Origin of the sequence: Streptomyces sp. NPDC051555 (assembly GCF_044454405.1) — a bacterium.
In the GTDB taxonomy this organism is placed as follows: Bacteria; Actinomycetota; Actinomycetes; order Streptomycetales; family Streptomycetaceae; genus Streptomyces.
In genome coordinates this window covers 163,178-187,619 of sequence record NZ_JBITDP010000010.1, presented here as the reverse complement: position 1 = coordinate 187,619, position 24,442 = coordinate 163,178, and the positions used below count along the sequence as shown (strand labels likewise).

General features: G+C 72.4%; 22 protein-coding genes and 2 pseudogenes. 11 read left to right on the top strand and 13 right to left on the bottom strand.

What is annotated here, in order from left to right; translation table 11 throughout:
- Positions 1-3: 3 nt before the first annotated feature.
- The 4 genes from ACIBEA_RS21850 to ACIBEA_RS21835 form a co-directional block, all read right to left on the bottom strand.
- Complete coding sequence (locus ACIBEA_RS21850) at positions 4-1,611, bottom strand: class I adenylate-forming enzyme family protein (RefSeq protein WP_399263303.1); 1,608 nt, start codon at positions 1,609-1,611, stop codon at positions 4-6.
- A 303-nt stretch (positions 1,612-1,914) separates the two neighbouring features.
- Positions 1,915-2,811: an alpha/beta fold hydrolase gene (locus ACIBEA_RS21845; protein WP_399263301.1), complete on the bottom strand. Its 897-nt coding sequence runs from the start codon at positions 2,809-2,811 to the stop codon at positions 1,915-1,917.
- A 162-nt stretch (positions 2,812-2,973) separates the two neighbouring features.
- The gene (locus ACIBEA_RS21840; protein ID WP_399263299.1) at positions 2,974-4,224 is read right to left on the bottom strand and encodes a 3-deoxy-7-phosphoheptulonate synthase; all 1,251 of its coding nucleotides are present in this window, start codon (positions 4,222-4,224) and stop codon (positions 2,974-2,976) included.
- Positions 4,225-4,404: 180 nt separating this feature from the next.
- On the bottom strand, positions 4,405-5,199 hold the full coding sequence (locus ACIBEA_RS21835) for a 4'-phosphopantetheinyl transferase superfamily protein (protein WP_399263297.1): 795 nt from the start codon (positions 5,197-5,199) through the stop codon (positions 4,405-4,407).
- Positions 5,200-5,504: 305 nt separating this feature from the next.
- On the opposite strand from ACIBEA_RS21835, the gene ACIBEA_RS21830 reads away from it, so the two are divergent.
- On the top strand, positions 5,505-6,008 hold the full coding sequence (locus ACIBEA_RS21830) for a hypothetical protein (protein WP_399263295.1): 504 nt from the start codon (positions 5,505-5,507) through the stop codon (positions 6,006-6,008).
- Here ACIBEA_RS21830 and ACIBEA_RS21825 read toward each other — a convergent pair.
- Both ACIBEA_RS21825 and ACIBEA_RS21820 read right to left on the bottom strand, forming a co-directional pair.
- Positions 5,985-6,482 carry an RNA polymerase sigma factor gene (locus tag ACIBEA_RS21825; RefSeq protein WP_399263459.1) on the bottom strand — a complete coding sequence of 166 codons (498 nt, stop codon included), beginning with the start codon at positions 6,480-6,482 and terminating at the stop codon, positions 5,985-5,987. The genes ACIBEA_RS21830 and ACIBEA_RS21825 overlap by 24 nt on opposite strands.
- Before the next feature lie 332 nt (positions 6,483-6,814).
- Positions 6,815-8,350: a carboxylesterase/lipase family protein gene (locus ACIBEA_RS21820; protein WP_399263293.1), complete on the bottom strand. Its 1,536-nt coding sequence runs from the start codon at positions 8,348-8,350 to the stop codon at positions 6,815-6,817.
- 220 nt (positions 8,351-8,570) lie between these two features.
- On the opposite strand from ACIBEA_RS21820, the gene ACIBEA_RS21815 reads away from it, so the two are divergent.
- Both ACIBEA_RS21815 and ACIBEA_RS21810 read left to right on the top strand, forming a co-directional pair.
- On the top strand, positions 8,571-9,179 hold the full coding sequence (locus ACIBEA_RS21815) for an RNA polymerase sigma factor (protein ID WP_399263291.1): 609 nt from the start codon (positions 8,571-8,573) through the stop codon (positions 9,177-9,179).
- Positions 9,176-9,685, top strand: coding sequence for an SRPBCC family protein (locus ACIBEA_RS21810; RefSeq protein WP_399263289.1), 510 nt, complete (start codon positions 9,176-9,178; stop codon positions 9,683-9,685). Before ACIBEA_RS21815 ends, ACIBEA_RS21810 begins: the two co-directional genes overlap by 4 nt.
- A gap of 142 nt (positions 9,686-9,827) precedes the next feature.
- Here ACIBEA_RS21810 and ACIBEA_RS21805 read toward each other — a convergent pair whose 3' ends face one another.
- Positions 9,828-11,069, bottom strand: coding sequence for a saccharopine dehydrogenase C-terminal domain-containing protein (locus ACIBEA_RS21805; RefSeq protein ID WP_399263287.1), 1,242 nt, complete (start codon positions 11,067-11,069; stop codon positions 9,828-9,830).
- Between the two features lie 123 nt (positions 11,070-11,192).
- Between ACIBEA_RS21805 and ACIBEA_RS21800 the strand changes: the two genes are divergently transcribed.
- The 8 genes and pseudogenes from ACIBEA_RS21800 (at position 11,193) to ACIBEA_RS21765 (ending at position 19,127) form a co-directional block, all read left to right on the top strand.
- The gene (locus ACIBEA_RS21800; protein WP_399263285.1) at positions 11,193-11,903 is read left to right on the top strand and encodes a TetR/AcrR family transcriptional regulator; all 711 of its coding nucleotides are present in this window, start codon (positions 11,193-11,195) and stop codon (positions 11,901-11,903) included.
- A 108-nt stretch (positions 11,904-12,011) separates the two neighbouring features.
- A pseudogene (locus ACIBEA_RS21795) lies at positions 12,012-12,382 on the top strand (leucine zipper domain-containing protein); the annotation flags it as partial.
- Positions 12,383-12,865: 483 nt separating this feature from the next.
- Positions 12,866-13,606 (top strand): hypothetical protein, encoded by a 741-nt coding sequence (locus tag ACIBEA_RS21790; protein ID WP_399263283.1) that lies wholly within the window; start codon positions 12,866-12,868, stop codon positions 13,604-13,606.
- Positions 13,607-14,491: 885 nt separating this feature from the next.
- A pseudogene (locus ACIBEA_RS21785) lies at positions 14,492-14,809 on the top strand (3-oxoacyl-[acyl-carrier-protein] synthase III C-terminal domain-containing protein); the annotation flags it as partial.
- Positions 14,707-15,102, top strand: coding sequence for a sterol carrier protein domain-containing protein (locus ACIBEA_RS21780; protein ID WP_399263457.1), 396 nt, complete (start codon positions 14,707-14,709; stop codon positions 15,100-15,102). The pseudogene ACIBEA_RS21785 and the gene ACIBEA_RS21780, both read left to right, overlap by 103 nt.
- Before the next feature lie 383 nt (positions 15,103-15,485).
- On the top strand, positions 15,486-17,039 hold the full coding sequence (locus ACIBEA_RS21775) for an APC family permease (protein WP_399263281.1): 1,554 nt from the start codon (positions 15,486-15,488) through the stop codon (positions 17,037-17,039).
- Positions 17,040-17,205: 166 nt separating this feature from the next.
- Positions 17,206-17,676, top strand: coding sequence for a cupin domain-containing protein (locus ACIBEA_RS21770; protein WP_399263279.1), 471 nt, complete (start codon positions 17,206-17,208; stop codon positions 17,674-17,676).
- Between the two features lie 185 nt (positions 17,677-17,861).
- On the top strand, positions 17,862-19,127 hold the full coding sequence (locus ACIBEA_RS21765; protein ID WP_399263277.1) for an FAD-dependent oxidoreductase: 1,266 nt from the start codon (positions 17,862-17,864) through the stop codon (positions 19,125-19,127).
- A 38-nt stretch (positions 19,128-19,165) separates the two neighbouring features.
- Here the strand turns inward: ACIBEA_RS21765 and ACIBEA_RS21760 are convergent, their stop codons facing one another.
- The 6 genes from ACIBEA_RS21760 to ACIBEA_RS21735 all read right to left on the bottom strand — a co-directional run bounded on the left by ACIBEA_RS21760 (position 19,166) and on the right by ACIBEA_RS21735 (position 23,935).
- A complete protein-coding gene (locus ACIBEA_RS21760) occupies positions 19,166-20,173 on the bottom strand; it encodes an ABC transporter substrate-binding protein (protein WP_399263275.1) in 1,008 nt (335 codons plus the stop codon).
- Between the two features lie 71 nt (positions 20,174-20,244).
- A complete protein-coding gene (locus ACIBEA_RS21755; protein WP_399263273.1) occupies positions 20,245-21,096 on the bottom strand; it encodes an ABC transporter permease in 852 nt (283 codons plus the stop codon).
- Positions 21,093-21,941 carry an ABC transporter ATP-binding protein gene (locus tag ACIBEA_RS21750; RefSeq protein ID WP_399263271.1) on the bottom strand — a complete coding sequence of 283 codons (849 nt, stop codon included), beginning with the start codon at positions 21,939-21,941 and terminating at the stop codon, positions 21,093-21,095. The genes ACIBEA_RS21755 and ACIBEA_RS21750 overlap by 4 nt, the downstream gene beginning before the upstream one ends.
- A 115-nt stretch (positions 21,942-22,056) precedes the next feature.
- Positions 22,057-22,833 carry a hypothetical protein gene (locus ACIBEA_RS21745; RefSeq protein ID WP_399263269.1) on the bottom strand — a complete coding sequence of 259 codons (777 nt, stop codon included), beginning with the start codon at positions 22,831-22,833 and terminating at the stop codon, positions 22,057-22,059.
- Complete coding sequence (locus ACIBEA_RS21740) at positions 22,830-23,720, bottom strand: sigma-70 family RNA polymerase sigma factor (protein WP_399263267.1); 891 nt, start codon at positions 23,718-23,720, stop codon at positions 22,830-22,832. The genes ACIBEA_RS21745 and ACIBEA_RS21740 overlap by 4 nt, the downstream gene beginning before the upstream one ends.
- Positions 23,717-23,935 carry a hypothetical protein gene (locus ACIBEA_RS21735; RefSeq protein ID WP_399263265.1) on the bottom strand — a complete coding sequence of 73 codons (219 nt, stop codon included), beginning with the start codon at positions 23,933-23,935 and terminating at the stop codon, positions 23,717-23,719. Before ACIBEA_RS21735 ends, ACIBEA_RS21740 begins: the two co-directional genes overlap by 4 nt.
- Positions 23,936-24,442: the final 507 nt, after the last annotated feature.

Here is a 24,442-nt window from a genome sequence, read left to right as displayed (position 1 = left end):
CGGTCAGGACTCCTTCGCGGGGGTGGTGGTGGTGCGCTGGATGCGGCGGGCGAGCTTGCGGCGGAGCACGGAGCGGCGGACCTTGTAGGAACCGGTGATCGGCATCGCCTCCCACTCCCAGAAGCGCACCTGGAGGTCGGGCAGCCCGGCCTCGGCGGCGACGGCGCGGAAGCGCTCGGGGTCGGGGACGGTGCCGGGGCGGGGGCAGGCGACGGCGAAGACCTCGCTGTCCTCCGTGTCCTCGGCCTTCACCAGGACCAGTTCGACCAGCTCGGGCAGGGCCTCCAGGAGGTGGTCCTCCTTCTCCAGGAGGCTGCCGACGCCGTCGACGTGTTCGACGACGCGGTCGAGGAGTTCGAGGGAGCCGTCGTCGAGTTGGCGCCCGATGTCGCCCATCGGCCACCAGGAGTCCTGCGGCGGCATCGGGTCGCCGCCGACGTAGCCGCGCATGCGGCCGGGCGAGCGGGTCTCGATGATGCCGGGGGTGTTGGCGGGCTGCGGGGTGCCCTGCTCGTCGACGATGCGGATCTCCATGCCGCCGCCGGCGTGACCGACGTTGCGCGGCGAGTAGTCCGCGGACTCCTCGCGGGTCACGATGCGCAGGCAGATCGGGCCGGACTCGGTCTGGCCGTACGCCTGGAAGTAGTGGGCGTCGGGGTGCTCGGAGGCGTTCAGCAGGGCCCGTACGGTGCGGGGGTGCATCGCGTCGAAGGTGCTGATGAAGCGCTCGACGTGCTGGAAGGGGCGGTCCGGGTCGTCGGCCAGCGACTCCCACTGGATGTAGACGTTGGGGTGCGTCTCCAGGGAGGTCGGGCGGTGTTCGAGCATCAGGCGCTTGACGTTGGCCGGGTCCGGGTCGGCGATGGCCAGGGCGGGCATCGCGGTTTCGAGCGAGGCGAGGGTGCCGGCGCAGGTGCGGGCGTGGACGAAGGACAGGTGCTTGGCGTTCAGGTCGTCCGTCGAGTACTGGTCCCGGAAGATCATGATCATCGGGGCGACCATGCCGAAGAGCGAACGGGTGGAGTGGGCCGCCATCTTCGGGGCGCCGGTGGTCCCCGAGGAGTGGGTGATGACGAACCACTCGTCCTCGTCGCGCGGGTTCGCCACATGCGGCAGCCGGTCCTGGACCGGGACGACCCAGTTCTGCTCGGTCGGCTCCAGGCACAGCACGTTGCGCACCAGGAGCCGCAGGGCGCGGCGGGCGTCGCCGAAGAGGGAGAGCCCGAGGGAGTCGACGAGCAGGTACGGGTTGTCCAGCCGGGCGAAGCATTCGAGCAGCTCGCCGACCTCCATCCCGGAGGAGAGCAGGGCGGGCAGGGCGCCGATCTTGCCGAGGGCGCACATGACGGCCTCGACCTCGATGTGGTTGCGCTGGACCACGGCGACCACGTCGCCCTTGCGGATGCCGGCGGCCCACAACCGGTCGGCGTAGTCGTCGACGGCCCGCGCGAACTCGGCGAAGGTGCGGACCGGACCGTCGTAGGTGCGCCAGGCCGTGTCGGACAGGAAGGGGGTGTCGGGGTGCTTCTCCGCGGCGACGGTCGGCAGCACCCCGAGGGACGCGGTGGGCTGGGGGATCACGTCGAGGTTGAGTGCGGATATGTCGGGCATGTTCATCCCTCTGCTCGGCCTGGCTGGTGCTTTCGGGCAGCGCTGAGTCCGCCCGGGGGCGGTCGTGGGGCGCTGGGGTTTCGGGGTCTCGCGGCAAGCGGCTCGAAGCGGCCGACACCAGATAAGAGACGGGGAGGGGCCGTCACACTCCACCGAGATTCGAAAATTTTTCCGGAGCCCCTCGCTCCGGCCGGGCAGGCCTAAGATCCGCCCCGCACGGGGGACTTGGGAGGCCGCACGGATCGCTCGACGGTCGCGTACGGGCCCCCGCACCGTCGGCGCGAACGGTGCGGGGGCCCTCGGTCAGCCGGCCTCGGAGAAGAGCGTGCGGGCGGTCTTGGCGACCAGGTCGGGGCGCTCCTCGTGCAGGTAGTGCCCGCAGTCGGCGACCACGTCGACCCGCAGGTCGTCGGCGTGCCGGCCGCCGCCCGACAGCACGCTCGGCGGCAGCATGAAGTCGTGGGCCCCCGCCATGATCACGGTCGGCGTGGTCAGCCGGTGCTTCTTGAAGCTGCCCAGGAGCAGCTTCGCGATGTCCCGCAGCGCGAAGGCCCGGTGCAGCGCCTCGCCGGCCCGCGCCCGGTCCGGCTCCCGGCTCGAACTGACGAAGCCGTCCATCACGGCGGGCTCCCAGACGGCCGGGTCGGTGACTCCCTTGCGCATCAAGTAGCGGGTGAAGGCGGGGCGGTTGCGCAGGACCCAGCGGCCCAGCAGCGGTTGCTCCAGCAGCGCCGTGTACCAGAAGCGCCACGACTGCGGCATCAACCGGCGGTGCAGCGGCCACGGGTGGAGCATGTTCAGCGCGAGGAAGTGGCTGAACCGCTCCGGGGCGCGCAGACAGAGGTGGAAGCCCGTCCACGCGCCCCAGTCGTGGCCGATGAGCGCGGCCCGGTCCAGCCCGAGCCCGTCCATCAGCGCGAGGACGTCGGCCACCCGGCTGTCGGTGTCGTACCCCCCGGCGGGCGCTTCGGACCAGCCGAAACCGCGCAGGTCCACGCAGATCAGCCGGTGGTCGTCGGCCAGCAGCGGGATCAGCCGCCGCCAGCCGTACCAGTGCTGCGGGAAGCCGTGCAGCAGCACCACGGGCCGGCCCCGGCCCGCCTCCGCGACGTGCAGCCGCACCCCCCGCACGTCGACGTAGTGGTGCCGGACGCCTTCCAGCTCGGGCATCGGCGGTGTCGGCGGTGTCCGGTCCTGCATGACAACTCCCAGGGTCGCTCGGTCGCTCGGCCGGACCCGTGCGGGCCGGTCGCACGGTCAGGAGGCGGCGACGGCGCCGGACGTTCCGTCCGGGAATGCGACGGACGTCACCGGAACCCTTCCGGGCCCGGCGGCCTCGTGACCCGCGGGCGAGCGGTCGGGTCAGGGGGTCGCGCAGAGCTCCGCGACGAGTTCCACCAGCCGGGCGGTCTGCGCGCCGTTCAGCCGGGGGTCGCAGGCGCTCTCGTACCGCAGCGGGAGGTCCCGCTCCGCCACCGCGGGCGCGCCGCCCACGCATTCGGTGACGTCGGCCGGGGTGGCCTCCAGGTGGATGCCGCCGGGCCAGCCGCGGGCGGCGCGCACCGCGGCGAAGAACCCGCGGATCTCCTCCCCCACCACGTCCACGTGGCGGGTCTTGTGGCCCGTACCGCTGGTGTACGTGTTCCCGTGGACCGGGTCGCACACCCAGACCACGGGGTGGCCGAGCCGGGCGACCCGCTCCACCAGGGGCGGCAGTACGGAGCGCACCGCGTCCGCGCCCATCCGCGAGATGAGCACCAGCCGGCCCGGCCGGCGGTCCGGGTCGAGCCGCGCGCACAGTTCGGCCAGGCGCTCGGGATCCGTGCCCGGGCCGACCTTCACCCCGACCGGGTTGGCCACGCCCGCCAGGAAGCGGACGTGCGCGCCGTCGGGTTCACCGGTGCGCGCGCCGATCCAGGGCAGGTGGGTGGAGGTCAGGAACCAGCCGCCGGTCACCGGGTCCCGGCGCACCAGCGGCTCCTCGTAGTCGAGCAACAGGGCCTCGTGGCTGGTCCACACGGCGGGGGCGCCGGCCGCCGCGGGCTCCCGCACGACCATCCCCGACGCGGCGAGTTCGCGCAGCAGGGCGAGCACGTCACGGGCGTGGGCGTGGCCGCGCAGCAGCCGCGTGGCGTCGGGGACGCGGGCGGCGGGCGTGGGGGCGGGGTCGTTGACCAAGTGGCCGCGGAAGGAGGGCAGTACGAGGTCACCGACGCGTTCGGTGGGCGAGGAGCGCGGCTTGGCGTACTGGCCCGCGATCCGCCCGATCGGGATCACCGGCCGGTGCAGGGCCCGTCCCAGCGTCCGGGCGGTGGTGTGGAGCAGCTCCACCCGGGCCGCGGTGCCCGCGAAGGTGGGCGCCTCGAAGGTCTCGGCGCAGTCGCCCAGTTGCACCACGAAGCCCTCCCCGCGGGCGGCCCGGGCGAGCCCCCGGCGCAGCTCCAGGATCTCGCCGGGGTGGACGAGGGGTGCGGTGCCCGCGAGCCGGGTGCGCACCCTGCGCAGCAGGGCGTGGTCGGGCCATTCGGGCTGCTGGGCGGCCGGGTGCCGACGCCAGCCGGCCGGCGTCCAGTCCGCCGGCCGGGGCGGGGCGAGCAGGGTGGGTGCGTCCATGGCGGCGTGACCTCCGTGAGGGTGCGGTTCCGTGCGGGTGATCGCGTGAGGGTGTGATCGCGCGGGGAGTCGTCGAGGGTGTGCGGGCCCGTGCTCAGGGTCGGGAGCGGGCGCGGGCCCGTACGGACGCCCGGGCGGGGCCGGTCGGGATCCGGGCGGGCCGGTCGGGACGCGGGCCGGTCAGGGCGCGGGCGGGGTGACCAGCGGGAGGGCCCAGCACAGGACGCCGCCGCTCGGGAGCGTGCGGACGCTCACCCGCAGGCTCAGATCGGGGCGGCTCGCGGCGTGGACCAGGAATCCGCCGGCGTCCGCGCTGTCAGTGGCATCAGCGGCATCAGTGGCGTCCATGGCATCCGCGGTGTCCGCGGTGTCCGCGGTGTCCGCGGTGTCCGCGGTGTCCGCGGTGTCCGCGGTGAGCACCAGGTCGCGCAGGCCGCGCAGTTCGGGGCCCAGGACCGGGCTGAGGGCCTTGTACGCGGCCTCCTTGGCGGAGAACATCGCGAGCAGCCGCCGCTCCGCCGCGCGCCCCGCCCCGTGCAGCGCGGCGGCCTCGGCCCCGCGCAGCACCAGGTGGGCCGCCCGCAGGGGCGGCCCGGACAGCTCCAGGTCGACGCCCAGCGCGGGGAAGAGCCGCGCGGGCCCCGCCACGGCCACGGCGACTCCGTCGCAGTGGCTGATCGACGCCGAGATCCCGGGGGGCAGGAGCGGACGCACCCCCTCGAACAGCACGGCGTCGGCGGTCAGTCCGGCCGCGCGCAGCGCACGGTGCAGCGCGCCGCGGCCGATCAGGAAGTCCGCCCGCCGCCGGGGCGGCATGGCCCTCGCCATCCGGCGCTCGGCCTCGTGCACCGCCACGGGCGGCCCCTCATGGACGGAACAGATGCCGAAGCCGAGTCCCGCCTCGCGCGGCCCGGCCTCCGCCAGGGCGCGCGGCAGTGTCGGTCGGGTCCTCGGCGGAGCCCCCTTGGTCAGCACGACTGCCCTCCCCGTTCTTTTCGTTCCCGCATTGCGCTCCGGCAACTGGGCGAACCGCATGCCGCTGCTCCCCTTGTACGATGCTCGTGTAACCGTGTTCCTTCGAGGAGGAAGAGGCCGCGCGGCGCGGATGCACTCCCGCGGGACCGGATTTCTTTCCGAGAAATCGGTGGGGGGACCCGTATCGGGGCCGTCTCGATACGCTATTGCGCGCGGTCACTCCGATCGGGTATTTCGAAGTGCTTGACCATGCAGGGGGATGCTGCGAGCCTTCCTCCCATACGAAACAGAGGGGGCGGTTTCCAGTGACTGGTCCGCTGCACAGCGACTGGCCGGCGGTCGAAATCGACCCGCTCCGACGTTTGAAGGTCATCGCCTCCGCATCGAAGTACCCGAGTTACGGAGAGCGCCTTTTCGACGCGCCCCTCGATGCCCTGTGGGCCGTCGCGTCCGATCTGGAACGGGAACTCCCGCATATCGTCCCGGGACTGCGCTCCTTCGCCGTCACCGGATCCGGGAACGGCAGGCTGACGGGACGGGCCGTCAGCGTCCTGGGGCACGGCGAGCACTTCGACATCGTGCTGCGACCGGGCTGGTGCCTCATGCAGAGCAAGGTGCTGGTCGGCGGCATGGCCGCCGTGGCCGAGGGTGAGCGCACCCGTTTCGCCTTCTACAGCAGCCTGCGCTTCCCCGGGGGCCGGCTCGTCGACCGCGTGCGCGCGCTGCGGGCGGAACAACGGACCGGCATGCTCTTCGACCGCTTGCAGCGGCGCCTGGACGCCCGCTCACTCCCAAGCGGAACGAAATGACCGGCGGGCCCGGAACAACCGGGACCTGACCGTCCCCACGGGTAACACGAGGATCCTCGCGACCTCCTGTTCGTCCAGGCCGTCGATGTGCCGCAAGGTCAGCACCACCCGGTGCTCGGGCGCCAGCCGCCCCATCACGTCGGCGATGTCCGAGGCGAGCTGGAGGTCCTCCAGCACCGGCTTCTCGTCCCAGTCCGCGGGCTGGGGACCCTGGCGCTGACGCTGCTTGGCGTACTTGAGCGCCTCCCGGACGGCGATCGACCGGACCCACCCGAGGAACGCCGCGGGGGTCTTCAGCTGGCCGAGGTTGCGGAACACCGCGATGAGCGCCTCCTGCGCCGCGTCCGCGGCGTCCTGGAGCGCCACCGGTCCACAGATCCGACCGACGTACGGTGCGACGACGCCGAGCAGTTCGTCCATGGCCAGCGCATCGCCCCGCTGCGCGCCTTCCACGAGCCGGGCCAATTCCTCCATGTCCCAGCCGGTCGTCCGCGCAACTTCGATTTCGGCCACTGCGCCCCCATTGTCGGTATTCGTATCGCCGGACGGGGGCGGCGTCAAACCATTCGATTGTTCATCGTCAATAAAAGATGTCAACTGCATGAAATCTGGAAACGCATAGGGCTCTTCTTGCGATTAACCCGCGAGTAACCCTCTGCAAACAGCCGGATTGCGGTCATTCAACCCCCGTCGCAACCAGAATCCGACCATGAGCAGCAGCAGCCACCCTAACATCAGGAAGTTGAACTGCCCCAAAGAACTCCGCGATCTGAGACGGCCACCCACCCTCTGCCCGGGAAAGGTCTTTACCGCGGCTCCAGGGCGGTGAATGAATGATTCCGCCACACCTTCCGAGAGGCCGCCACCGGGTCTCCCAGCAGAGCGTCTTCGCAGTCGAAAACCTTCGACAGGCGGTCCGCCGCCCGGTATCCGGGCCAGCCCGGATCGCCGTGAAGCGCGAATTCCGCCCAGGCCGCCTGCATCCGCTCCGAGAGCGCGCCGGCCGCCGCCGGAGCCTCCTCCCCCAGCATCTGCCGCGCGAGCGGCGCGTCCAGGGTCCCGAACACCAGCGGCACGTCCAGACCGTGGCAGGCGCCCAGCCGTCCCCCGGACACCGGGGCCGACCAGCGCAGTTCGTAGGCGTACGCCACGCCGCCCGCCGCCACCTGGGCCTCCAGCAACCGCACCGTGGGCATCCGGCACATCCAGTCGGACATCACCGTCTCGTACAACTCCTCCGGGCCCGCCCCCGGGTAGGCCCCGCGGTACGCGCTCCAGGCGCTCCTCCCGCTCCCCCTGCTCCCGCCGCCCGGCCCGAACACCCGCAGGGCCTGCTCCGCCCGCTCGCCGCTCACCGACCCGAACTCCCCCCGCTTGGCCATGAACAGCCGGTACTCGTCCCGGTTGTGGCCGAACACCAGGGCCAGTTCGCGGGCATCCCCCCGGGCGACCGCCTCCCACGGGGTGCACGGCAGCGACTCCCCGTCGACCACCGGAGAGAACACGGTCTCCGCGTGCGCCACCGCGCCCCACTCCCGCGCGTGGTCGCCCCGTGCCGCGAAGACCTCGTCCGCGGCCCGCACGAGCCGGTGCGGATCGACCTCCCGCAGGTCCCGCGCCGTGGCCCCGGCGCCCACCCGCGCCCCCACGGCGCCGGCGATCCGCGAGGCCAGCTCCGGGGCGAAGTACGAGCCGGGCACGCTCTGCGCCACCGCCTGGTGGAAGAGCCCCGCGGCCGCGGGCATCGCCAGCAGGGCCGCGATCGAACCGGCCCCGGCGGACTCGCCGAAGAGCGTCACGTCGTCCCGGTCGCCGCCGAAGGCCGCGATGTTCTCCCGCACCCACCGCAGGGCCGCGATCTGGTCGAGCAGGCCGCGGTTGGCCGGGGCGCCGGCGAGCTGCCCGAACCCCTCCATCCCGACCCGGTAGTTGAAGGTCACCACCACCACGTCCCGGCGGGCCAGCCGCGCCCCGTCGTACACCGGGTCCGCCGCGCTGCCGAACACGTACGCGCCGCCGTGGAACCACACCATCACGGGCAGGGCGGCGGCGGACCCGAGCGCCGGACTCCACACGTTGACTGTCAGGCAGTCCGGGGCCGGGTCCCCGGCGTCCGTGACCGGCCGCGGGCTCATCCGGTCGAACTGCGGCGGCGGCGGCCCGAACTCCAGCGCCGGTCTGACCCCGTCCCACCGCTCGGCCGGCTCCGGCGCGGCGAAGCGCAGCGCGCCGAAGGGCGGGCGCGCGTAGGGGATGCCCCGGAAGACGGCGATCCCGTCCTCGACCCGACCCCGCACCGCGCCCCGACCGGTGCGCACCTCGGGTTGACGCTCCTTCTCCACTGTCCTCGGCCCCTTCACAGCTCTGGCGGGCATTGCCGACACCAGACAAGAGGCGGTCCGCGCTCCGCACACTCCCCCCGGTCCGTGATTCCTGCGAGCAAATGGGCGGGCCGTGGGAGTGTCCGCTCCGTTTCGCACCTCTGTCCTGTGAAGCACCGTGCGATCTGCGCCGCCTGCGTGCGGACGGAGCGATGCCCCACGCAACGGAGGAGACCGGCAGATGAGAGCAGTCGACGCCCCGACCCGGCGCCAGGAGCCGGACACTCCACGGCCGGAGGAGCCCGACCCCGGAGGGGCCCGCACGCCACGGCCCGGCCCCGAGCCGGGTCCCTGGGAGCCCGCGGCCCGACTGGTGCGCGCCGCCCAGGCCGGCGACGCGCTGGCCGTCGACGACCTGATCACCCTGCTGACCCCGTACGTCGGTCGGCTCTGCCGGCCGATCGCCCTCGCCGACAGTGCGGACGCGGTGCAGGAGTCCCTGATCGCCGTCTTCCAGGGCCTGCCCCGGCTGAAGGACCCGACCGCCCTGTACGGCTGGGTGCGCACCATCACCGTGCGCGAGGCGGTGCGGGTCGCGCGGCGCGCCCGGCGGGAGACCCCGTGGGGCGAGTTCGACGACGTACCCGGCCCGCTCGACGCGGAGTTGGCCTGCGAGGTCCACGACGTCCTGAGCCGGATGTCCTCCGAGCACCGCGCGGTGCTGACGCTGCGCGAGCTCGAAGGGCTGGACGAACGCGCGGCCAGCGATGCCCTGAACATCCCCTGTGGCACGGTGAAATCGAGGCTGCACCGGGCCCGCAACAGCTTTCGGAAGGCGTGGACGCGATGACCACCGACTGGCCCACGACAGAACTCGACCCCGTCCAGCGGCTGCGCGTCCTGGCCGCCGGACTGGGCGCCGTCATGTACGTGGAGGAGTACGTCGCCGCTCCCCCGGACGTCGTGTGGGACGTGGCGGGCGACCTGGAGGGGGAGCTGCCGCACCTGGTGCCGACCCTTCGGGAGTTCCGCATGCTCCCGGGCCACCGCGCCGGCGGGCCCGGTCAGGTCCAGGGCTGGGCGCACGGTCCCCTCGGCTACCGGGCCCGGTTCGACGTGCTGCTCCAGCCCGGCTACTGCCTGATGCAGAGCAGGCGGGTGGTCGGGGGGATGGCTGCGGTCGCCGAGGGCGAGGGCACGCGGTTCGCGGTGCTCGGGGGTGTGCGCGGTGGCGGTTACGAGGCGCGGGCGCTGCGGGCGTTGTGTGCCCTGGGGGACGATCGGGGGCGGCGCATGATCGCGCGGGCGCGGCGGCGGATCGATGCCCTCGGCGGGGCCGGGCCGCAGGGGCCCTGAGGGCCGTCGGCCCCTCTCCCTCGGCGGAACCCGGGGGCCGCGGAGGGAGAGGGGAGGAGGGCGGCTGTGCCGGGCCTCTCGGGGCTCCGCCCCGAACCCCGCTCCTCAAACGCCGGAGGGGCTGGGTTGGGCCCGGCCGGGGTCAGTGGTGCGTGGTCGCGCTCTGTTCCCGCAGGCCCCACGGGGAGCCGTAGGCGGTGAGCAGGTCGAGGAACGGCCGCGGGGCGAGCGCCTCGGGGCCCAGGACGCCGGACCCGGACCAGGCACCGCTCGCGAGCAGTTCGAGGGCGACGACCGGGTTCACCGCGGTCTGCCAGACGACCGCCTGGGAGCCGTACTCCTTCATCGACCACTGGTTGTCGACCACGTGGTAGAGGTAGACCTCGCGGGGCCGGCCGTCCTTGGTGCCCTTGACCCAGGTACCGGCGCAGGTCTTGCCGGTCATCCGGTCGCCGAGCGTGGCGGGGTCGGGCAGGCAGGCGGCCACCACGTCGCGCGGCGACACCCGCACCGGGCCGCCGTCAGCGCCGCGGACCGTGACCGGCTCGGTGGAGTCGAGGCCCAGCGCGTGCAGGGTCTTGAGCTTGCCGATGAAGTCGTCGCCGAGGCCGTACTTGAAGGTGACCCGGCGGGCTCCGACCCAGCGCGGGACCAGCAGCACCTCCTCGTGCTCGACGTTGACGCACTCGACGGGGCCGATGCCCTCGGGGAAGTCGAAGACCTCGGGCTCGCTGAAGGGCGCCGTGGTGAACCAGCCGCGCTCGCGCTCGTACACGACGGGCGGGTTCAGGCACTCCTCGATCGTCGTCCAGATGTTGAAGGACGGGGCGAAGTCGTAGCCCTCGACGGCCAGGTCGGCGCCGTCGCGGATGCCGATCTCGTCGATCTCGTCGAAGAGTTCGTCGGCGGCGTAGCGGGCGAAGACGTCCGAGAGCCCGGGCTCGACGCCCATGCCGACCAGCGCGAGGCGGCCCGACTTCGCCCACTCCTCGGCCCGTTCGAACTGCTCGTCGCCGAGCTTGACCCCGCAGGTGCCGTACGGGTCGTCGGGGTGCGGGCGCGACAGGGACATGGCCATGTCGACGTAGTGGCTGCCCGCCGCGAGCGCGGCGTCGAACAGCGGCATCACGAAGCGCGGGTCGGTGGCGTTCATCAGGACGTCGCAGCCGTGCTCGGTGAGCAACCGGGTGACCGCGGCCCCGTCGGAGGCGTCGACCCGGCAGGCGCTGAAGCGCCGCTCCTCCTCGCCCAGCGCCGCGACGGCGGCCCGGGCGCGGTCCGGGTCGTAGTCGGCGACGACGAAGTGGTCGAAGAATCCGCGGCGGGCGGCGATCTTGACGATCGCGCTGCCGACACCGCCCGCACCCACGAGCAGAACACGCATGACGAGGTCCTTTCTCCAGGAGGCCGGTGCCTCCGGGGGCTGATGGAACCCGGCGCTCCGAGGTAAGGTCAATGGTGTTGGCATAAGGGCGCCAGCGGCTGACCAGGGGCGGAGGCGCGGGCGATGGCGAAGGACGTGGTGCCGGAGGAGTCGCGCAGGCGGCGGCGCCCGACCCGGCAGGGGACGGTGCTCTCCGAGCGGCTGATCGTCGAGACCGCGCTGCGGATGGTGCGCGAGCACGGCGGCGCGGGCCTGTCCGCCCGCCGGCTCGGAGCGGCGCTCGGCGCCGATCCCAGCACCCTCTACCGGTACTTCGACGGCATGGACGGGCTCACCCTGGCCATCGGCGACGAGCTGATCGGCCGCGCGCTGGACGGGTGGGCCGCGACCGGGCGGTGGCGCGAGGACCTGCGCTCCCTCGGGCTGCGGATCCACGCCGCCTACCTCGCCCATCCGCAGGCCGCGCTGCTGACCGCGAGCCGGGTGACCGGCCGTCCCCGGGAGATCGCCGCCGACGAGGCGGTGCTCGGGAGCCTGCGCGGAGCGGGCTTCCCCGACGTGGACGCCGTGCGGATCTACCACGCCTACATCGACCAGTGCCTGGCCTTCTCGGCGCTGGACGCGGGCTCCCTCGCGCTGACCGAGAAGGCCCGCGCCTCCGACGAGGAGATGTGGGAGTCGACGTACGCCCGGCTCCCGGCGGACGCCTACCCGAACATCGCGGCCACGGCGGGGCTGCTGGCCGCGCGGATGCCGCACAGCGCCTACCCGGTCGCGCTGGAGATGCTGCTGGAGAGCGCCGAGCGGCAGCTGCACGACGGGGCCGGGGGCTAGATGTGTTGTCCCGGGACGTTGGTGACCGCGTGCTGGGTTCTTGAAATGGGTGAGGGCCTTCTGGCTGGGTGTGGATTGCGACATCTCCACCGAGTTCATGAGGCCCTCATGCCCCACCGTCACGCCCCGCTGACCGAGACCGGGCGTCTTCGCCTGGCCCGCTGTGTCGCGGACGACGGGTGGCCGGTGCAGCAGGCAGCGGAACGCTTCCAGGTCAGCCACACCACCGCCGCCCGCTACCGGCTCCTGGGCGTCGCCGGAATGAGTGACTGCTCCAGCCGCCCGCATCACCAGCCGCGAAGGACACCGGCCGAGGCCGAGGAAAACGTCCTGCGACTGCGGCGCAGCACCGGATCGGTCCCCTGCGGCTGGCCGCCCGCACCGGGATCGCACCCTCGACGAGCCACCGCATCCTGACCCGGCACGGCCTGCCGCCCCTCGCGGCCCTGGACCGGGCCACCGGCGACCCCGTCCGCCGCTACGGACGCGTCCGCCCAGGCGAACGAGAAACAACGCCGGCCCGGCCCGGCCCCGCACAACTGGCCAACCTCGGAGTCCGGTGGGCACGGCTGCGAACGAAGACCCTACCCACAACACCAGAAGCCTCTGCACCCGACCTCATTCAAAGATCAGGCACATCCGAGCGCAATTAGACCAATACCGGTGAACTCTTCAGGTCAACCTTTGATGACATTTCATTGACTCCGGCTTACAAAATCTGGGCTGCGGATGGCATAAAATTAGACCCACCCTAGGACGCATTGCCCACACATCACTCATGCCGATTTGAGGAAATTATTTTGCTTTCCAGGGAAACTCGCCGAAAAGAACGGTCCGCTCTCACAGTTTGCACCGAAAGGACCCCACCCCGACAGATCCCTAATAGCACAAACGCCAATTCGTTTACAACTTCAGCACTCGCAGCTTGGGCCTCCGATGCGCCGACCCTAAAGAAGGGGGACATGGTTGCGGATTGGCTAGGGATTCCGAGGAATGGAATAAGAGAAGATCCAGAAAGGGGGCTGGAAGAATACTCAGAGGTCGAAGTCAAGAGAGCGTACCAAATATCTGAACATCCAGAGGCAAGTTCGGATGATTTCGAGGCCGCATACAACAGTTTCCCCAGATCCACAACCACGACCCCTCAAGCAACGGTCGGTTTTGGAAAAAGTCGATTCGGCGTACCGCCAGAAAAACTCAAAACCCTGCGTCACGAATGGAGGGAATTCGCCGACGATCCCGACGAGGACGGGTTCTATCCAGCAGACTGCCCGCCAAAACTGCTCTACCGACAAGATGACGAATTGCTTTATCGATTCGACACCCGAGAGCCTGACGAGATATTCCGCGAAGGCTTCAAACCCTTGACAGAAAAGGTACCGGCAAGCCTACGCTTCTACGAACACACTCTCCATTCCGGTGATGACGGGACTGCATTCGTGAGCACGACCCGTTCGCCTTGGTGGGGATCAACGCCAGATTGGTTTCAGCGACCCGACTCATTGATCTACCGATACGTGATCAAGGCGCCTGGCGGAATCGATCTCATGGCCACTCTAGGCGCAAAGTCTCTCGTCAAGCAGCAGGAGGTAGTCTTCTGGAAAGGGATTCGACCGGAGTACATAGACCGGCTCGAAATCGTCAATTCCAAAGGAGAAATCGTGGACATCAAGAAGCGCTCCGACTGGAACACCCAAGAATAGAAGCCGCCGACTCATCCAAGGCGCGGCGCTGCTGGACCCTCGCGGGCGATCGACCCGGCGAGAACGTCGCGTTCGGTATCCGAGGCGACGCCGGCGAGGACAGGCGCTGGAGTTCGTCCGGCTTCAGCGCTTCAACCTCCTACTGCACCGGTCGATGTCGACGCTGTAGCGGCGGGCGAAGGTCGGCTACCTCGAGTCGTCGCGCTTACCCTCGGTCGCCGGCAGGTCGTACGCGCGGACCTGTTCGTGGGTGAGCAGTCCCGCTCCATGTCCTCCCCCAAGCCGTCGAGGTCGCCGACCACGGCAAGATGAGCCGCGCGATACCCATGGGCGACGCGGTCGCGGACGACGCCGACGTAAGGCTGGGAGCTGAAGCCGCGGACGATGAGCACGGCGATGCCCGCGAAATCGGGCCAGCCGGTCGGCTGCTGCCGGAAGGTGTCCTTCTCCGCGGCAACGTACAGGGCGTGCTGGCCCTCGGCCGCCGACGCGCACTTGATGAAAGTTCCGCTGTCCATCGAGTCCATGGCCGTGGCCAGCGGAGTGGCCGGAATTTCTCCCTGCCAACCAGCAACCCGGTCCAGGTGGAAGCCATCGTGGTGGCCACCACCACCCCGGACCGGTGCTGCCCAGCCACCGCGCCCACCGTCGCGACCCGGCTCGGCCTGACCGGCATCCCCGCCTACGACCTCGCCGCCGGCTGCCGCTCCGCCCTCCTCTACGCGCTCGCCACCGCGGCCGGACTCATCGCGGCCCGCACCCCTCCGAACGGTCCTGGTCATCGGTGCCGACCGCCTCGCCAGCCTTCCGCACCCCGACGGCCACACCACGGTCCCGCTCTTCGGCGCCGACCTGATCCGCGCCGAGCCGCCCGGAGCGCTGCGCATGGACGGCGCCGATATCTTCCGACACGCAGTAGGCCGTTTGAGCGCCGCCTCCCTGCGGGCCGCTACCGCCATGGGCTGGGAACTCGCAGACGTCGACCGCCTGGTCCCGCACCAGGCCAACAGCCGCATCACCTCCTTCGTCGCCCGCCGACTCGGCGTACCCGCGGACCGGCAGCTCGCCAACCTGGCCGATGTCGGAAGCACCGGCGCCGCATCCATCCCCCTCCTCCTGGCCAGCTCCAACGCCCGCGGAGACCTCGCCCCCGGCCACCGGACCCTGCTCACCGCGTTCGGCGCCGGACTGACCTGGGGCGCCACCGCCCTCACCTGCCCCGAACTCCCCCTGGCCAGAACACCCTTGAGGACGAGACCGGGAACCGGGGCCGCTGGTTGTTCCAGCTCGAAGCCGGAGCCGCCGAGATCACCCCCACGCACCTCGAGGGCCAGGTATCCCTCACTCAGCGCCAGCTCGCGGTCTGGTACGCCGGCGGCTACCGGTCGACCGCCTCGGCGCGCATGGCCGGGGTACACGCGGTCACGGATGCAGCTCTCAGCAGCCTCCTACAGACCACGGCTGAGCTGGAGCCCTGGCTGCCCGACCACTTCTAAAGGAGGTCGTCGAGTCGATGCTCACCGTCCACCCACCGCGGCTGCTGCTGGGCCGCAAGGGCATCAACCACGCCTGGATCGCCCTGAGAACGATCCGGGCAGCCCACCCCGGGGCGCCCCATCCGCGCGGTCCTCGACCCACAACCCGCCGACGGCTTGCCCTTACCTCCGAGCAGAAGTGACCAGCTAGCCCGGCGAACCCTCCTGGTCAGAGGCCCAGGGTCCGCCCCCGCTTACGCCAACACCATTGACCCGCCGCGTGACGCACGGGTTTCCTCATCGCATTCACGCCACGTTCACGTTCGCCTCGACGTGCCACGTGGTCGCGCGCGCCGCACCGCAGTACGGCAGCGCACCACACGGCACCGCACCAGTGAGGGACCATGGTCCAAGACACCCCGGGGACTCCCGCCGCCACGCTCAGACCCAATGCGATCGGCTTCGTCGACGCCCTCGCCATCGGGCTGAACGCCACCTCACCGGCGTACTCGCTGGCCGCCGTGATCGGGCCGATCGTGGCCCTGGTCGGCGTCCACGCCCCCGGGGTGATGCTCGCGTCCTTCGTCCCGATGGTGCTCATCGCCTCGGCCTTCCACTACCTGAACCGCAGCGATCCGGACTGCGGCACCACCTTCTCCTGGGTGACGCGGGCCCTCGGGCCCACCGCGGGCTGGCTCGGCGGCTGGGCGATCACGATGACCGGCGTCCTGGTGGTCGGCTCGCTCGCCGACGTGGCGGTGCGCTTCGGCCTGTTGGCCGTCGGCCTGGAGGAGCTGGCGGGCGACACCCTGGTCCGGGAGGTGCTCACCGTCCTGGTGATCCTGGTGATGTCGGCCCTGTGCGTACGGGACACGCAGGCCGCGGCCCGGCTGCAGAACGTACTGGTCCTGCTCCAGACCCTGTGCCTGTTCGTCTTCGCCGGTGTCGCCCTCTACCGGGTCTACGTGGGTACGGGCTCCGCGGACACCGTCCGGCCCTCCGTCGAGTGGCTCGATCCCTTCGGGGCGGGCGGCTCGGCGCTGACGGGCGGTCTGCTCCTGGGCGTCTTCGTGTACTGGGGGTGGGAGTCGGCCGTCAACCTGACCGAGGAGACCAAGGACTCCTCCTCCGCCCCGGGCCGGGCGGGGATCTGGTCCACCGTCATCCTCCTGGCCACCTACGTGTCCGTGGCCTTCGCGGTCGTCGCCTTCGCCGGGACCGGCTACCTGGCCGCGCACGCCGACGACGAGGAGGCCGTCTTCGCCTCGCTCGCCCGGGAGGCCCTCGGCGGCTGGGACTGGATCGTCCTGCTCGCCGTCGCCACCTCGGCGCTCGCCTCGACCCAGACGACGATCATCCCGGCCTCCCGCACCGCCCTGTCGATGGCCCGCAGGCAGGCCCTGCCCGGCGCTTTCGGCCGGATCCACCCGCGCCACCGCACGCCCGCGATCAGCACCTGGTGGGTCGCCGCCGCGGCCACCGTCTGGTACCTGGTCATCCGCCGGATCAGCGAGAACGCCCTCGCCGACTCGCTGACCGCCCTCTCGCTGCTGATCGCCTTCTACTACGCCCTCACGGGCATCGCCTGCGCGGTCTACCACCGGCGGCGACTGACCGCGGGGGTGCGCGAGTTCCTCTTCATCGGCGCCGGTCCGCTCCTCGGCGCGGGGCTGCTGCTGTGGCTGCTCGGCGAATCCGTCGCCGACATGGCGGACCCCGCCAACTCCGCCGGCGGGACCTCCTGGTTCGGGCTCGGACCCCCGCTCGTCATCGCGCTCGGCCTGGGCCTGGCGGGAGTGCTGCTGATGCTCGCGCGGCGCGTGGCGTCCGGCGCCTTCTGGACCGAGCGGCCCTCCACCGCGCCGGACCCCGCGAACGACCGGGTGCAACTGGCCGCCGTGGGCCGCCCCGACCCCGCGGCGGCGGCGCGCACCCCCGAGTCGGCCGGCCGGCACTGACGGGGCGCCGGGAGGGATGGCCGGGACGGTGGTCCCGGGTGACCGGTGACCTTCGGCCCTGCTGCACGGGGCGTCCCTCTCACACGATGGAACGCGTCCGGCGGCGGCAGCCGTCCCTGCCGCCGCACGCGGATCGTCCCGCACCGTGATCGAGGGAGTACACCCCATGCGCAAACCGTTCCGCGCCCTGTCCGGGACGGCCGCCGCCGTCGCGGTCCTCCTGACCGCCACAGGAGCCTCGGCGGCCGCCGGGGCGCCCGGCGCCGGGCCCGCTCCCGTGGTGAAGGAGATCGCACAGGGCCGGCAGGACGGGCCCGTCGAGGTGGACGTGAAGGGCGCGACCCAGGTCAACTTCCGGGAGATCACCCTGCCGCCGGGCGCCGGCACCGGCCGGCACTGCCACTACGGGCAGTTGGTCGGCGTCGTGAAGTCCGGCACGCTGACCCACTACGCGCCCGTCTACACCGGCGGGGTGCACGTCTACCACGCCGGCGACTCCCTCGTCGAGGGCAGCGGCTACGTCCACGAAGGCCGCAACGAGGGGACCGAGGACACGGTCCTGTGGGTCACCTACGTCACCCCCCAGGGCAAGCCCCTGGCCGAGAGCGACCTCGCGCACTGCGGCACCGGCCACTGAGATCCGCTCGTCCCGGAGACCGGGCGTAACGTCCTCTTTCGGCGACGCGGAATGTCCCTTGGGTGAGTGCGCCGGACGCGCCGACCGCGCAGGATGGAAGCACCACCCCTCTCCGCGGAACCGCACATGTCCCACGACGTCCCGAACACCGCGGCGCCGCCCGACATGAAAGCGGTACCGCCACCGTGCACAGCACCCCCCTGCCCACCGAGGAGATCGACGTCGTCGTGGTCGGCGGTGGATCGGCCGGCGTGGCCGCGGCGTTGGGCGCCGCCCGGGCCGGTGCCCGGACCCGGCTGATCGAGGCGTACGGCTTCCTCGGCGGCGCCGCCACCGCCTCCGGCGTCGCCATCTACTGCGGCTTCACCGATCAGCGGCGCGAGCGCGTGGTGGCGGGCGTCGGCGCCGGGATCCTGCGCCGCCTGCACGCGGCGGGCGGCTCCTGGGACTCCGGGTTCCCCTGGTCCGGGAACAGCTTCGTGCTGCTGGACGTGGAGATCACCAAGGCGGTGCTGGACGAGGAGCTCGCCGCTTCCACCGTCGACGTGCGGCTGCACAGCCGGGTGGTCGACGCGCGGAGCTCGGGCGGCCGGGTGCGGGAGGTGGAGGTCGCCGATCCGGCCGGCCGCCACCGGGTCCGGGCCCGGTCCTTCGTCGACGCGAGCGGCTGCGGCTCCTTCTCGGCCCTCGCCGGGGCCGGGGTCGTGGTGGCGCCCGTCGCGGCCCGCCAGACCAGCACCCTGGTCAGCCGGATCGGCGGGGTCCGGCCGGACGCGGACCTCTCCCGGGAGGGCACGGCGGCCGCGATCGCGGCCCACAACGCGGTGACCGGCCGCACGTTGCCCCGGGACCGGGGCGTGCTCGCCCGGCTGCCGGTGACGGGAGAGGTGCTCTCCCTGCTGGTCGACGAGCACGTCGACACCCTCGACCCGGTGGCGCTGACCCGGGCCGAGACCGGGGCCCGCCGGCAGGCGCGGGACTACCTCGACGCCCTGCGGGCGGGCCTGGCGGGCTGGTCCGGGGCGTACCTGGTGGCGACCGGGCCCCAACTGGGCATCCGCGAATCCCGCCGGATCGCCGCGCGCGAGGTGGTCACGGGCGACGACGTCCGCTCGGCCCGCAAGCGCCCGTACGACTCCATCGCGCGCTGCGGCTGGCCGATCGAGGACCACGAGGCGCCGGGGGTGACGCGGTACGAACCCATCGAGGGCCGCGGCTGGTACGACATCCCCTACGGGGCGATCTGTTCGGTGGACCGGGAGAACCTCTGGGCCGCCGGGCGGCTGACCGGCTCCGACGACGACGCCTTCACCTCCCTGCGGGTCATGGGCACCGCCTTCGCCACGGGGCACGCGGCGGGCGTCGCCGCGGCCCTCGCCGCCCGCGGCGGCCCGGCGCACGACCTCCGCTCGATCCGCGCGGAACTCCTGCGCCAGGACGCCCTGATCTGAGCCGGGGCCGCGCCGGGGCCACGCCGCTCCCACAGCCCTCAGCGGGCGGAGTCCGCGACGAGCCGGTCCGCGGGGAGGGGGGCGGAGTCGAGGAGGCCCGCGGTGGCGTAGGCCTGCTGTTGGGCGGTGAGTTCGGCGGTGTCGGGGGCCAGGTCGGGGGTCCACCGGTAGGGCGGGGTGGCGCGCAGGACCTCGACGCTCTGGCCGGTGGCCCGGGACAGGGCGGCCAGGACCTCCTCGCTCTTCGCGCCGTCGCCCTGGAGGTCGGCCGCCGCCCGGCGCAGGGCGGCCAGGAACTTGGCGGCGCCGGGGGTGCCGTCGAAGGCGGAGCCCAGGACGAGCCCGCTCGCGGTGGTGCCGCGCGGCGGGACGGCGAGGGCCTTGGCGGTGCCGTCCGCCTCCATGGCCGTGGTGAAGGGGGCCGGTGCCATGGCGGCGTCGACCCCGCCGTTCGCCAGGGCGTTCTTCATGTCCGGGATGGCGACGTTGACGACGGTGACGTCCTTGACCGTCAGTCCGGCCTGTCGCAGGGTCGCGGCGAGCTGGTAGCCGCCGGCCGCTCCCCCGCCGCCCGCCACGGCCACCTTGCGTCCGCGCAGGTCCTCGGGCCGGGCCACTTCGCCGGAGTCGGCCAGGCGCCGGGACACTTCAAGGGTGGTGGGAGAGGGGTTCTCGCCGGTGGAGGCGCCCATGGAGGCGGCGACCTTCACCTTGACGCCCTTGGCCATGGCGTTGAAGAGACCAGCCGAGAAGCCCGCGGCGACCGCGTCGACCTTGCCGGTGCCCGCCAGGGGCACGGCGTCCTGGCCCGTCTTGACCTTGTTCAGCTCGACGGCGAGGCCGGCGTCCTTGAAGTACCCCTTGGCCTCGGCCACGTAGAGCGGGGCGAAGAGGGTGGAGGGGACGTGGGCCACCCTGACGCGTACGGGACCCGCGGCCCCGTCGGCCCCCGCGTCGGCGGGACTGGCGCGCTGGCAGGCGGCGGTGGCCGCGAGGAGGGCGGAGACGGTGGTGAGGGCGAGGAGGGGCAAGCCGCGGCGGCGCATGGTGAATCGTTCCTTCTAAAGCTGAGGCTGAGCATGAGGGTTGGTCGGAAGGGGGCGGGTCGAAGGTCAGGTCAAGCGGCGGTGCGGTCCCGGCCCCGGCGCCAGGGCATCGCCACCCGCTCGGTCAGGGCGAGGAGCGCCGAGAACACCGTGCCGAGCACCGCGACCGCGACGATGCCGGCGTACATCCGCTCGGGTTGGAAGAGGGTCCAGGAGTTCCAGATCAGGAACCCCAGCCCGCTCTCGGAGGCGACGAACTCGACGGCCACCACCACGACCACCCCGAGCCCGGCGGCGGTCCGCAGCCCGGTCAGTACGGCGGGGCAGGCTCCCGGCAGCAGCACCAGGCGCAGCAGCCGCGGCCCCCTGGCCCCGTAGGCGCGGGCCGTCTCCAGGGTGCGCGGGTCGATCTGGCGCACCCCGGCGGTGGTGTTGATCTGGAGGACGAAGAAGACGGTGATCGCGACCGACAGCACCTTGGGCGTCTCGGTCAGCCCGAAGACGAGGAGCAGCAGCGGCAGGGTGGCGATCTTCGGTACGGAGTACAGCGCGGCGAACAGCGGCCCGAGCGCGGCCCTGGCGTGCCGGGAGGCCCCCATCACGAGCCCCACCAGTACGCCCGCCAGCGCGCCCAGCGCGTAACCGGGCAGCAGCCGGGCGAGGGTGGCCCCCAGGTGCGCGCCGAGTTCGCCGCTGCCGAGCAGGTCCGCCAGGCACAGCGCGATCTTCGAGGGGGGCGGGAAGAGCAGCGGGTCCACCGCGCCCAGCCGGGCCGCGGCCTCCCAGCCCAGCAGCAGGGCGGCCGGTACGCCCGCCCCCAGGGCCAGGGCCACCGCGGACTCCCGGCGGCCGCGGCGCACCGCGGCCCGGGCCGCCGCGGTCGCGGTGCCCGACGGGCCGGGACGGGGGGCGGTGGTGCTCACCGGTGTCCCCCGTCCCGCGCCGGGGCGGCCCGCAGGGCCTCCCAGACCTCGGCACGCAGCCGGGCGAAGGCGGTGGAGTCCTCGACGTCGGGGGTGCGCGGCCGAGGAAAGGGCACCGTGAAGGAGTCGGTCAGGGCGCCCGGCCGCGGGGACATCACCAGCACCCGGTCGCCGAGGAGGAGCGCCTCGTCGAGGGAGTGGGTGACCAGGACGACGGTCTTGCGCTCCTGCTGCCACAGCTCCAGCAGGTGCTCGCGCATCAGCCGCCGGGTCTGCGGGTCGAGGGAGCCGAAGGGTTCGTCCATCAGCAGGACGGGGCTGCCGGTGGCGAAGGCCCGGACCATCGCGAGGCGCTGGCGCATGCCGCCGGAGAGCTGGTGCGGGTAGCCGTCGGCGAACTCGGCGAGCCCGGCCCGGGCCAGCCAGGGCTCCACGGTCCGTTCGGCGGGGCGCTTGCGCATGCCGGCCATGCGCAGCCCGAAGGCCGCGTTGGACCGTACGGTCAGCCAGGGCAGCACGCCGAAGTCCTGGAAGACGAAGGCGACGTCCGGCCGGCCGGCCGGACCCGGGCCCGTGCCGCCCGGCGCGACCGTGGCGACGTGGCCGGCGGAGGGGGCGAGCAGGCCGCCGAGGAGGCGCAGCAGGGTCGACTTCCCGCAGCCGGAGGGGCCGACGACACAGACGAACTCGCCTTCCCGCACGCTCAGGCTGACCCCGTCGAGGGCGTGCAGCACGCCGCCGCCGGGGGCGGCGAAGTACTGGTCCACGCGGTCCGCCGCGAGGACGGCCGGGGGCGGCGGGGAAGGTGGGCGCAGCGGGGTCGGGGCCGTGCGAGAGGTGGTCATCGGAACGAGCCAACCGGGTAGGGGCCGATCGTTTCTTCCACCCTTCGGCCCGTTCACGGGTCCGAAAGAGGACAAGACAAGGCCGGGTGGGGTGCGCGCACCCCACCCGGTCCGGTCAGCGGGTGGCGGTCTCGCCGAGGGGGTGCAGGCCGCGGGTGCGGACGATCGGGAGCGGGGCGGCGGCCGGGGTGTGGCGGGGCCGTGGTGCCAGCAGGGTGCTGATGCGGGCGGCGAATCCGGGGCCCGGCATGGGGAGGTCCATGTCGGGCTCGCGGAGGTAGCCGGTGGCCACCGCCGTGGGCATGAAGTCCATCAGCTCGATCACCGCGGCCGAGCGGTGCCGGGCCATCTGCTTGGCGAGGCGGTGCAGCACGCGCAGGATCGTGGCCGTGGACGGGCTGGTGATCCGCTCGTCGGGCTCGGCCGCGCCCGCGCCCGCGGCCCCGTCGAGCGGGGTCGACTGGACGTCGTCGGTCTGCCGGAGCCACCACTGGGCCGTGTCGGTCTCGCCGAGGGACAGGTGGTGCAGGTAGAGGCAGTAGGCGGCGGTCGCCTGCCCGGCGCCCGCCGCGTACTGCCACCAGAACCGGGCCCCGTCGTCGGCTTCCGTCAGCTGGAGCACGCAGGCCAGCACCAGGGCGCTGCGCGGCTCGGGCACCTGGTCCGTGACGAACTTGGTGACGGTGACGGCCGGGGTGTGGCTGACCAGCGTCTCGCACAGGGCCCGCAGGTTCTCGGCGGCCACGGCGGTGGTGGTGTCGGTCGACGGGAGGGCGTGCGCGCGCGGGCGGAGGTGGGGTTGGGGGTAGGGGTGGGTGCGGACGACGTCCCGGGGGACGGTGCGCTCGCGCACCAGCAGCGCCCGGGCCAGGATCGCTTCGACGGCTGTCATTCGATGGGGCCTTCACTCTCGGGCGGCGGGAAGATGATGCGGCGGGCGTGACGTTCGTCTGAGCGCACCATCGGCGGCGGGACGCCGAGCAGGGCGGAGGTCTCCTCGACGGTGTTGCCGCACAGGTGGCGCAGCACCATGACGTCCTGGAGGTTGGCGGGCAGTCGGCCGATGGCCCGGAACAGCTCCAGGCTCTCGGCCAGTTGCTCGGTCGGGTCGGTCGAGCGGGTCAGGCGGCGCACGGCGACGGTGTCGAAGGCGGCGGGGACCAGCTCGGGCCAGCCGTCCAGGTGCGGGGTCTTGGCCATCACGGTGGCCCGCAGGATCTTCCAGGCGTAGCGGCGGATGTCGGGGCTGGCCAGGGCGCTGTTCCAGGACAGCCAGAGGATGTCGAAGGTGTCGTCGACGGCCGCGTCGCAGGGGGCGTCGGTGAGGAACGCCTGGGCGTAGCGGCGGTAGCCGCCCTCCACGGTCCGGCGGAAGGGCTCGTGGGCCACGGGCGGGTTGGGTTGCGGGGCGGTCAGGGCCGACTTGTCACTGCACCGCTGGACCCACTCGTAGGTCTTCTGCGCGTCCAGGGCCGCCTGGCGCCAGAGCCGGTACAGGGGGATGAGCGGCATGTCGAGCTCGGCGGAGAGCCGGTAGATGACCTCCCACCGGGGGTACAGCCCCAGGCCCCGCAGGAGCTCGGAGAGTTTCGACTTGGCCAGCGGGACGCGCAGGCCGAGCTCGCTGAGGGTCAGGCCGCTGGCGAGGTACTGGTCCCGTGCGTGCTCCAGCCATGCGCGGTGGGAGCTGCCGACGGTGTCCGCTATCGGGCCGAGCTTGCGGCCGGGGCGCGCGGGGACCTGCTGGGGAGGGACCTTCGATTCGGAGGGCGTGGTCACGGGGCGCCGTCCTCCCCGTCGGGGACGGCCGCCACCCGGTGGCCGGACGCCGCGGCGGTCCGCGATCGGGCCGCCTGGAAGACCTGCTGCACGGTGAGGCCCAGGGCCGGTGCGAGGGTGGCGATCGCGGCGCTCTGGCCCATGGCGGTCATCGCCACGCTCCAACCGAGCACCATCAGCAGCGCGACGATGAACACGATGTACTTCTTCGGCATGGTCGTCCTCGACTTCGTTGGGAGTCGGCCTCATGACCCGTCCGGCCATCCGGGGCCGGGCGACGGGTTTCCTCAACAACCGGGTGCCGTCCGGCTGTTGGGGAGGCTCAGCATGGACCGCCGACCCTCCGCAACGCCACGTGATCATGGATTCACGGAACAATGGCGATCACGGAGTGACGCGGGGCTGAACACGGATGACCGTTCCGGTGCTGGTCGAGGGCACAAGCGCGTGCCTCCGGGAGAAGTTCCCGGATTTCCTTGCAATCCCGGCGCCGACCCCCGTCAATGGGTGCAGGGCACCGTTGGTGTCGGCCTTCCATCCGGAAGCAGCCCGCTCCCGTGCCGAGAACAACAGGGGGCGCGCTGAACCGTTCCCGCCCGGCCGCTGTTGGAGGCCGGGCGGGAACGGAGCGCGTCGAAGCCGAAGCGGCGCGTCGAAGCGCTGGACGAACATATAGCTCACCCGACCGACAGCGCGGGCCGCTGTCGGTCGGATCGTCAGCC

Coding starts and splice junctions, on each gene's coding strand:
- ACIBEA_RS21850 (WP_399263303.1), bottom strand. CDS start 1,611: ATGCCCGACATATCCGCACTCAACCTCGACGTGATCCCCCAGCCCACC.
- ACIBEA_RS21845 (WP_399263301.1), bottom strand. CDS start 2,811: ATGCAGGACCGGACACCGCCGACACCGCCGATGCCCGAGCTGGAAGGC.
- ACIBEA_RS21840 (WP_399263299.1), bottom strand. CDS start 4,224: ATGGACGCACCCACCCTGCTCGCCCCGCCCCGGCCGGCGGACTGGACG.
- ACIBEA_RS21825 (WP_399263459.1), bottom strand. CDS start 6,482: ATGGAGGAATTGGCCCGGCTCGTGGAAGGCGCGCAGCGGGGCGATGCG.
- ACIBEA_RS21815 (WP_399263291.1), top strand. CDS start 8,571: ATGAGAGCAGTCGACGCCCCGACCCGGCGCCAGGAGCCGGACACTCCA.
- ACIBEA_RS21810 (WP_399263289.1), top strand. CDS start 9,176: ATGACCACCGACTGGCCCACGACAGAACTCGACCCCGTCCAGCGGCTG.
- ACIBEA_RS21805 (WP_399263287.1), bottom strand. CDS start 11,069: ATGCGTGTTCTGCTCGTGGGTGCGGGCGGTGTCGGCAGCGCGATCGTC.
- ACIBEA_RS21800 (WP_399263285.1), top strand. CDS start 11,193: ATGGCGAAGGACGTGGTGCCGGAGGAGTCGCGCAGGCGGCGGCGCCCG.
- ACIBEA_RS21790 (WP_399263283.1), top strand. CDS start 12,866: ATGGTTGCGGATTGGCTAGGGATTCCGAGGAATGGAATAAGAGAAGAT.
- ACIBEA_RS21775 (WP_399263281.1), top strand. CDS start 15,486: ATGGTCCAAGACACCCCGGGGACTCCCGCCGCCACGCTCAGACCCAAT.
- ACIBEA_RS21770 (WP_399263279.1), top strand. CDS start 17,206: ATGCGCAAACCGTTCCGCGCCCTGTCCGGGACGGCCGCCGCCGTCGCG.
- ACIBEA_RS21760 (WP_399263275.1), bottom strand. CDS start 20,173: ATGCGCCGCCGCGGCTTGCCCCTCCTCGCCCTCACCACCGTCTCCGCC.
- ACIBEA_RS21750 (WP_399263271.1), bottom strand. CDS start 21,941: ATGACCACCTCTCGCACGGCCCCGACCCCGCTGCGCCCACCTTCCCCG.
- ACIBEA_RS21745 (WP_399263269.1), bottom strand. CDS start 22,833: ATGACAGCCGTCGAAGCGATCCTGGCCCGGGCGCTGCTGGTGCGCGAG.
- ACIBEA_RS21735 (WP_399263265.1), bottom strand. CDS start 23,935: ATGCCGAAGAAGTACATCGTGTTCATCGTCGCGCTGCTGATGGTGCTC.